Here is a 7,111-nt window from a genome sequence, read left to right on the forward strand (position 1 = left end):
TGCGGCACCGTTGAAGCCGGACGTACGGTCTATTGCATCGAGTGGAGTTTGCCGAGCACGTAGTCATGGATCTGGCCAAGGGTGATTATTTCCCTGATCGCCTCTTCTTCCCGTATCTTGAAATTGAACGACTTTTCGAGGACGATCACCATGTCGACGCGATCCAGGCTGTCGAGGCCGAGATCATCGTGCAGGTGGGCCTGGGGAATCATCTGCGCCGGCTCTAACTCAAACTCGTCTACCAGGGACGTATTGATCCGGGAAATCACCTCTGTTTCAGTCATCTTTATATTTCCTTAGTATAATTGAAGAGTTAATTCCGCCGAGAGCAAAGTTGTTCTTTAGTGCATAGACTACTTCGGCGGTTTCAGATCCTGTTACATGCCTGATATTGTCGCACAACGGGTCAGCATTGTCCAGATTGAGAGTGGGAATAAGCCTGCCCCGGTTCATCATTGCGATCGTCGCTATGATCTCGAGGGCTCCCGATGCTGCCAGGGTGTGACCAAGATGGCCCTTGAGACTGCTCACCGGGACATTCTTCCCGAAGACCGCCGCGATGGCGGCGCATTCGGCGATATCGCCCTGGATGGTACCTGTGGCGTGGGCGTTTACATAACCTATCTCATCCGCCCCGACACGGGCATCGGCGAGGACCCCCGCGATGCACGATTCTATCGACTCTGCATCGGGTTCGACGATGCTTTTGGGGTCCGACAGAGTTGAGAAGCCTGCGATCTCCCCCAGGATTGTTGCCCCGCGTTCCCTGGCGGAATCAAGGGACTCAAGGAGCAGTATCCCGCAGCCTTCCGCGCATACCACCCCATCGCGGTCCCGGTCGAATGGGCGGGGGGTCTTCGATGGCCTGTCGTTATACTTCACGGAAGATGCATTTATGATGTCGAAGGTTGCCGCAGTCAGGGGATGAAACTCGTCTGCTCCGCCGCAAAGCATCATCTCCTGTTTTTTGAAGGCAATTGTTTCATATGCCAGGCCTATGGCCTGACAGCTCGTCGAACAGGCCGCCGAGGGCGCCATCACCCTTCCGGACACTCCCAGGGCCTGGGCGACATTCGACGCGCAGGAATGGTTCATTATCTGGAAAAAGAAGGTTGACCTGGTGCTATCGATACTTGCCGTGGAGATGAAGTCCCTGTAGAATTCATTGGTGGCTATGGGGCTGCCGATCGTTGATCCGATGGCGAGCCCGAACTGACCGCTCCCGTACTGCAGGGGTGTCACATGTCCCTGCAGGGCCGCTTCCTGGCTTGCCAGGGTTGCGTATATGGACATCTTCGACATGGACCGCCGGAATCTGCGGGGAATCTCCCTGGCGTCCATGTCAGGGACCAGGGCGCCGACACCAGTTCGTATGCCACCGACCTGTGCAAGCTCGGGTACCCTGCGAACCCCGCTTTCGTTTGCGGCGAGAGCCTCGATGAGTCTGTCGATCCCCCTGCCAAAAGGGGATACGGCCCCCATACCGGTAATCACGACCCTTCTCATATATACGCCCTCAGTTCTTTTCGTAGTTTTTCATGCCCTACAATGCACCCGGAAGCAACGAACCCCGAAATGGCAGCCCCGAGTATCCCCGGGGCCGTAACCGCCTGCCCGGCGACAAAGACCTTGTCGATCTTTGTCATCGGCATGGGGTTGTATTGTCCGGATTTATGTTTTACCCCGTAGAGACCGCCGGTGGGGTTGTTGGTGAACCCCATGAAGGTAAAGGGTGTTGCCGATTCAACAATCTCCATGTTGTTGTGAAGTTCGGGGATCGAATTTTCCACATGGGCCGCGAGACGACGCGTCGCTTCCCCCTTCCACCGGTCGTATTGCTGCCGGCCGGCTGGAAGACCCTGTGCCCTGAAGATGCGATCCCGTGTGTTGGGATAGGGGGAGATCACGATGACCCCGGCCTCGTACTTGTCGTTTCTTCGGGGCCCGCCGGAGATGAACAGGGGGTTTTGCTCTATGTTGGTATTGCCGGCGACAGCAGGGTATAGGGCGCTGGGCATGTGGAAGATGTTCGAGCGGGAGAGTGTTTCGGCGGGTTTCTTACACGTTCCGAAAAGGGAGATTGCCGACGAAGTATCCTCCAGGGTTTTCAAGTGGTCCCGCAAGGCAGGGCGGAAGGCCCATTCGGGCAGTATGTCGACCAGATACGAGGGGTGGACGGTGCAGACGACGCCGCCGCACGGTATGGTTTCCCCGTTTTCCAAACATACTCCCGAGATGGAGCGGTCGCCAGCCCACGCCAGCCCCGTTGCCCCCCGTCCGCAATAGATATCGGTTCCCAGATCCCCGAGCCTTTCTTCAAAGAACCTCGCGAGGCTTGCTCCGCCACCCACTATGGCGTGCGAGGAACGATAATAGGGCACCACTACGCCGGCGTGGTTTGTTATGGGTACTTCGCAAGGGGACACACCGTGGAGGAGGCAGTGTGCGGAAAGCACACACTTTAGGAGCGTGTTGGAGGTGAGCCCGTCCAGGACTTGTTGAAGGGTGGGTTCGTGGACGCTGAAGGGAAGGAGGTTTTCCGGCATTTCGCTTTCAAGGTCCATATAAGGCAACCGCCGGCAGGCCCGCGTGATAATGGACAGATATCCATCGATAGCACCTTTTTCGCCGGGAAAATCACCGAGCAGACGCTGCCGAAGCGCTTCCAGGCCAGAAGGGAAGGAAAATTCAAATGACGGCTCGCGAATACGGAGGATATCAAACCCATCGGGGTCGAATGGGACCTTTTCGAGACTCTCCGACAGTCCGAGATATTTCAGGATCACATCGAGGGGCCCTTTGTCCTCCAGGCCGCCCGCATAGTGGAAGCCGGTGTCGAAGAATTTTCCGTTGCGGGAAAAGCCCCTGATTGTTTGGGCGGACTCCGGGGCCTTTTCCACGATGGCCGTGCGGTAACCGCTCTTTGCGAGGATGATCGCAGAGACCATGCCGGACACGCCGGCGCCTATGATGATCCAGTCATATTTCATCGGGAAAAGTCGAGAACGATGCAGGAATTGGTCCCGCCGAACCCGGCGGAATTGCACATCACCTTTTGTGGCGCCCGCTCCACCGTCTCCGTTGCAATATTGAGACGAGCCGAATGCTCATCGGGATTCTCGAAGTTTATATTGGGCGCCATGAAACCGTTCATAGCCATGATGACGCTGTAGACCGCCTGTGCGGCACCGGACATCCAGAGTTCGTGACCTGTCATGGATTTCAGGGAGGAGACAAGGGGGGTCTTCGGGCCGAACACCGTGGTGATGCCCTGGGCCTCAACGGCATCGCCGACAGGGGTGGAGGTTGCGTGTGCACATATGTAATCGATGTCACCCGGCACAAGGTTTGCGCCTGCCAAAGCCTTCCGCATGACCGACACCAAACCCTCCCTGCTCGGGACCGAAAGGGAGTGACCGTCTGAGGAAAAGGCGTAGGATCTTATCTCCCCCAGGATCGGCGCATCCCTTTTCATGGCAAGGTCGTATCGCTCGAGCACTAACGCCGCGGAGCCGCCGCTTGGCACCAGACCGTCCCGGCTGCGGTCAAAGGGGCGGCTTGCCTGACCGGGCCTGTCCATTTTCGTCGAAAATGCGCCGAGGGCATCAAAGCTGCACATCGATTCCCAGCTGATCTCCTGAGCCCCACCGCAGATCACTCGTTCCTGACGTCCCATCGCGATGAGATCGGCTGCTTGACCGATGGCGTGACCGCTGCTTGAACAGGCGGAGCTTATCGACCAACAGGCGCCCCGCGTCTTGAAAAGGGTGTTGAGGTTCATGGTGATCGTTGACGTCATGGAACGGAAGATGAGTCCGCTGCCAACGGAGCGAGTGTCGCCCTTTTCCCGGACGAGGTTCACCTGCTCGGCCGCGGAAACACAACTTGAATCGCAACCGAATATAAGCCCCGTTTCTTCATTCTGAATATCCTTCGTCTCGAGGCGTGACATCTCGAGCGCCTGCGTCGAAGCGGCGAAGGCATGCACGGCGAAATCAGGCATCGTCTTCAGCTGTTTCTTCGAAAGATATTCTTGTGAGGGGAAATCCCGGATCATACCCGTGAGAGGACTTCTGAACCCCATTTCGGCCCTTTTCTTATCCACGGTGATCCCCGATCTTCCTGCACGGAGGGAACCGCAGACTGCCGCTATGTCATTTCCCAGACAACTTATGATGCCGATTCCCGTGATGGCAACACGGTAGAAATTCATGTGAGATTATCCTTTTAAGAAGAGTATTTGTCTGACGGGACTGGCAATGAAAAGGACGATGTCAGCAAATCTCCGAGGAAGTCCCTGTATGCCAGTCTCAAAGGCCCAAGAACGAATTGCGAGGCAAGACGCGCTATGTATCCTCTGTATTTGCCAAAATATATCCCGTAGAGACTGGCGCGCAGCGACCGGTGTTTGACGATGGAAGAGTTTGTTCCTTCAGGATGAGATTCATAGGGATGGCAAAAATAGTTGAAGGGCATACCTTTCCTGTTGAGACGCCTGTAATATGCGATCTGAATGCTTACAGGCGCATAGGCGCAGAACAATCCACCGTTGAAACAGACACTGTGCTGGAACAGAGGGAGGGTCGTGACCGGAATAACAGCCAGGGAACCTTCGTACAGGAAAGGTGCCATGTCGCCCGGGTCGCGTCCGAGATAGCTCAGCAACTGTGGCCGTGCGGTATGATCTATGGCGTAACCCAGATCGATCAATTCGTCATAAGCCCACGATGTTCTTGGGGTAATGTTCCAGTTGGGGGCCTTATACGTGAAGATCGGCAAGGAGAGTATGTGTTCGAGTGTAGCCTTGCTCTTTCGCGCGTCCTCCCGGAATCTCTTGCGGTGCAGAAGATCCGATCCTCTGTGGCTGTAGCCGTGGGCCGCGATCTCATGGCCGGCATCTGCAATAGACTTGACGAGGGACGGAAAACGTTCGGCTACATGGCCCGGCACGAACATTGTCGAGGTGATTCTGAGAGCTTCAAGGAATTCGAGGAGGCAATAAGTCTCCTTTTCCACAAGATAGTGGTGAGAACCTCTCTTTCCGGCGCGAATGTCCAGATTATAGGCAAGGTCGTCGATATCGAAGCACAGGGCGTTCACTGTGGGATGATCGACTGCCCAGGGAAAAGAACACTGTTCGAGGCTTCCTCCATGAACGGTTTTCGCCGGTGTTTTCACCTGTAAATCCCGCCATTCACGGATATTACCTGTCCGGTGATGTAAGAGGCTCGGTCGGAGCAGAGGAAACTGACCACCTCTGCCACCTCCATGGGGCTGCCCAGGCGACCGAGCGGAATCGAAGCGAGTATCTGTTCTCTTGGCAGGGCTCTTGTCATCTCCGTCTCTATGAAACCCGGTGAGACGGCGTTCACAAGGATGTTCCTCCTGGCGATCTCCACTGCCAGTGACTTTGTCGCTCCGATCAATCCGGCCTTCGCCGCGGAATAGTTGACCTGCCCCCCTACGCCGCTCTGGCCCGATGTCGATACGATATTTACGATGCGTCCCTTTCTTTTCCTCAGCATGCCGGTCACAACCGCTTTTGTGACGAAGAAAAACCCGTCGAGACTTGTCGAGAGAACATCGTTCCATTCGGCATTGGTCATCCAGGCAAGAAGCGCGTCTTTGTTCAACCCTGCGTTGTTGATGAGGGCATAAGGAATCTCCTTTTCAAGGAGAGGCTCCAGGGCGACGGCCACTCCGGCTGCCTCAGCAACATCAAAGCACAGGAGTCTGCAGCCCCCTCCCTGTTCACTGACCTTTTCAGCGACGGATCGAGCCCCATCATGATCGGTACGATAGTTCAGCCAGATATCGAATCCGTCCCGTGCCAGAGTCACTGCAATCGCGGCCCCGATTCCCTTGCTGCCCCCTGTTACGAGGGCTATCGGTCTTGATCCCATTGCGTTTCTCCGGCATCACCGTCCGGCATTCACTACGTTGCCGGCGGCATTGAACTCTATGGGTATAGCACGGAAGCGGTTTGTCCAATAGTACCAGGTGTTGTCACCAAGCGAGGGGGTCCTGTGTGGCGCCGGGTACCCAAGGGCTATCCTGATCCCGTCTTTTGTCATGCCATTATAGGCCCTTCCTTCCTTTATCCCCTTTTGATCGACGGCTGAAAAGCGATCCAGCTTCGTCGGCTCAGCGGAGGTGATCAGCTTGAAATACTGTTCGGGGCTCATTTTGACACTACTTTCATCCAACTCGAACAATATCTCCTTCCCGGTATTCTGGACAATAATGGTCATACCCCTTCTGAAATCTCCCATCGTCACGAGGGTGTTGACGGGTATCACGATATGTCCCTTTCCGGGGTTTGTCCAATTTGCATAGGATGCACGATATTCGCCGGACTTATCATGGTGTTGGACGTGGATGTTGTTCTTCAGGTAAACGGCGTTCGCCGTGGCCTGATATACAGGAGATCCTGTAGTCCTGCAACCCACGAAGGCAGGAAGAAAAATTACCGCACAAAGCAAAGCAACCAAACCTCTTTTCAGGAGCACCATTGCCAGTTACCTCCTAATTTAAAGTGTAAGCTACCGCCCATACGTCGAACCGCCTAACGCTGGCGCCGCGACGTCGAGATGGTTCCCGTCCCGGCATGGCAGCGGGCAGGCAAGAACCGTTCATCAAGGATACTACTTTTATTGTGCAGAAAAGTGAGCCTTTCGAATTGAACTATAATATAAAACAGTAGATTTTTCTATAGAGAATATGAGGGTTCTTGTTCCGGGAAGACGGTTTAAAAAGACTAACGCAACGGAACATTGACTGCACGGCAGAAGCAATCGGAACGGGAAGATAGACGAACAGGTCAGACTTGAGCAATGCCCGGAATGCCTTGAAGGTGAGAGAGCGTGTGATACGGGAATCAGTCTGGTGTTTGTGGCTGTCTCTCTCGCTGCTATTGACCGCCTGCGTATACGCTCAACACTCGATATGCGGATATCGCGGATATCGGGGACGCTCCAAAGAAACCGATTCCTGAGAAGTAACCGCCCTTTTCTATAATAGAATCTCCCATCCTGTTCAACGCTGTCTCGTCAGAGACGGACGCACCGTCTTTATCGCCATCGCGACCGACCTCTCCGTATATGCGACAAGC

Annotated in this window: 7 protein-coding genes; all 7 read right to left on the minus strand. The window is 55.2% G+C overall.

All coding sequences use genetic code 11. The annotated features are described in order from the left end of the window. Positions 1-29: 29 nt before the first annotated feature. The 7 genes from GXX82_16145 to GXX82_16175 are packed head-to-tail and all read right to left on the minus strand — an operon-like array spanning position 30 to position 6,512. Positions 30-284, minus strand: a complete 255-nt coding sequence (locus tag GXX82_16145; GenBank protein NLT24574.1) for an acyl carrier protein — start codon at positions 282-284, stop codon at positions 30-32. Further along, entirely contained in the window at positions 277-1,506 is a 1,230-nt protein-coding gene (locus GXX82_16150) for a beta-ketoacyl-[acyl-carrier-protein] synthase family protein (GenBank protein NLT24575.1), read from the minus strand. Before GXX82_16150 ends, GXX82_16145 begins: the two co-directional genes overlap by 8 nt. Next, on the minus strand, positions 1,503-2,990 hold the full coding sequence (locus GXX82_16155) for an NAD(P)/FAD-dependent oxidoreductase (GenBank protein NLT24576.1): 1,488 nt from the start codon (positions 2,988-2,990) through the stop codon (positions 1,503-1,505). The genes GXX82_16150 and GXX82_16155 overlap by 4 nt, the downstream gene beginning before the upstream one ends. Next, positions 2,987-4,213, minus strand: coding sequence for a beta-ketoacyl-[acyl-carrier-protein] synthase family protein (locus GXX82_16160; protein ID NLT24577.1), 1,227 nt, complete (start codon positions 4,211-4,213; stop codon positions 2,987-2,989). Before GXX82_16160 ends, GXX82_16155 begins: the two co-directional genes overlap by 4 nt. Positions 4,214-4,227: 14 nt before the next feature. Continuing rightward, positions 4,228-5,178 carry a polysaccharide deacetylase family protein gene (locus GXX82_16165; GenBank protein NLT24578.1) on the minus strand — a complete coding sequence of 317 codons (951 nt, stop codon included), beginning with the start codon at positions 5,176-5,178 and terminating at the stop codon, positions 4,228-4,230. After that, entirely contained in the window at positions 5,175-5,903 is a 729-nt protein-coding gene (gene fabG, locus GXX82_16170) for a 3-oxoacyl-ACP reductase FabG (protein ID NLT24579.1), read from the minus strand. Before fabG ends, GXX82_16165 begins: the two co-directional genes overlap by 4 nt. A gap of 15 nt (positions 5,904-5,918) precedes the next feature. Further along, a complete protein-coding gene (locus GXX82_16175) occupies positions 5,919-6,512 on the minus strand; it encodes an outer membrane protein assembly factor BamE (protein NLT24580.1) in 594 nt (197 codons plus the stop codon). Positions 6,513-7,111 lie beyond the last annotated feature (599 nt).

It is taken from the genome of Syntrophorhabdus sp. (genome assembly GCA_012719415.1).
Taxonomy (GTDB): domain Bacteria; phylum Desulfobacterota; class Syntrophorhabdia; order Syntrophorhabdales; family Syntrophorhabdaceae; genus Delta-02.

What these genes read in the sequence shown, in the direction of transcription:
- GXX82_16145 (NLT24574.1), bottom strand. Translation starts at nt 284, where the DNA reads ATGACTGAAACAGAGGTGATTTCCCGGATCAATACGTCCCTGGTAGAC.
- GXX82_16155 (NLT24576.1), bottom strand. Translation starts at nt 2,990, where the DNA reads ATGAAATATGACTGGATCATCATAGGCGCCGGCGTGTCCGGCATGGTC.
- fabG (NLT24579.1), bottom strand. Translation starts at nt 5,903, where the DNA reads ATGGGATCAAGACCGATAGCCCTCGTAACAGGGGGCAGCAAGGGAATC.
- GXX82_16150 (NLT24575.1), bottom strand. Translation starts at nt 1,506, where the DNA reads ATGAGAAGGGTCGTGATTACCGGTATGGGGGCCGTATCCCCTTTTGGC.
- GXX82_16160 (NLT24577.1), bottom strand. Translation starts at nt 4,213, where the DNA reads ATGAATTTCTACCGTGTTGCCATCACGGGAATCGGCATCATAAGTTGT.
- GXX82_16175 (NLT24580.1), bottom strand. Translation starts at nt 6,512, where the DNA reads ATGGTGCTCCTGAAAAGAGGTTTGGTTGCTTTGCTTTGTGCGGTAATT.